Source organism: Anatilimnocola floriformis (assembly GCF_024256385.1).
Classification (GTDB): Bacteria; Planctomycetota; Planctomycetia; order Pirellulales; family Pirellulaceae; genus Anatilimnocola; species Anatilimnocola floriformis.
In genome coordinates, this window is sequence record NZ_JAMLFW010000017.1 from 1 (window position 1) to 215 (window position 215).

The following is a 215-nucleotide window of genomic DNA, read 5'->3' on the forward strand; positions in this document are numbered from 1 at the left end:
CCGTAGAAGACATCGTTGCCGCCGAGCGCGCTGAGAATGTCGTTGCCGCCGATTGCGGAATCTTGCGCGAGGGGCAACGTGCCGGTGAGTTCTTCATCGCCGATGACGATGTTGTCGCCGCCGCTGGCGTTGATCTGATCGTTACCGAGGCCGCCGACGATGAAGTCGTTCCCCATGCCGCCCGAGATGTAATCGTCGCCATTTTCGCCGTGGAT

1 pseudogene is annotated in these 215 nt (G+C 60.9%); it reads right to left on the bottom strand.

Going from position 1 to position 215, the window contains the following annotated elements:
- Positions 1-215: pseudogene (locus M9Q49_RS35300) on the bottom strand (hypothetical protein); the annotation flags it as partial.